This is a genomic window from Candidatus Symbiopectobacterium sp. NZEC135, from assembly GCF_025962695.1.
Genome location: NZ_JAGFPF010001244.1, coordinates 1 through 640, shown reverse-complemented (window position 1 = coordinate 640; position 640 = coordinate 1). Strand labels below are relative to the sequence as shown.

The 640-nt window shown below is 42.2% G+C and carries 1 protein-coding gene; it reads left to right on the top strand.

From position 1 onward, the window contains the following. Position 1 precedes the first annotated feature (1 nt). Positions 2-631 (top strand): EscR/YscR/HrcR family type III secretion system export apparatus protein, encoded by a 630-nt coding sequence (locus J5224_RS33610; RefSeq protein WP_264629212.1) that lies wholly within the window; start codon positions 2-4, stop codon positions 629-631. The last annotated feature ends 9 nt before the right edge of the window (positions 632-640 follow it).

Here is a 640-nt window from a genome sequence, read left to right as displayed (position 1 = left end):
ACTGGCATTTTCAACGCTCCTTCCTTTTTTGATCGCATGCGGAACCTGTTATATAAAGTTTTCCATCGTTTTTGTTATGGTGGGCAATGCCTTGGGACTTCAGCAAGTCCCTTCAAACATGACATTGAATGGCGTAGCGTTGATTTTATCCTTTTTTGTCATGTTACCCGTGGTGAAAAATGGCTATGAACAACTTCAGCAAGCCAATGTCGATACCAGAGACAGCCAATCGGTTATACACTTTGTTGAAAACGGCCTGGATAGTTATCGGGATTATCTTGAAAAATATTCGGATGCTGAATTGGCTCAGTTTTTTGAGCGAGCTCACCTTCAACGCGGAGATAACCCCGATAGTGAAGCACATGAAGAAGAACGTACTTCTATCCTCGCATTATTGCCCGCTTATGCTTTAAGTGAAATAAAGAGTGCGTTTAAGATCGGTTTTTACCTCTATCTGCCATTCGTTGTTATCGATTTATTGGTATCCAGTATTTTGCTGGCGCTCGGCATGATGATGATGAGTCCTGTGACAATTTCAGTCCCCATTAAATTGGTACTCTTTGTTGTGTTAGATGGATGGACGCTATTGTCGAAAGGGTTGGTAACACAATACCTGGAATTGGCGTCATAGACGTGGAGA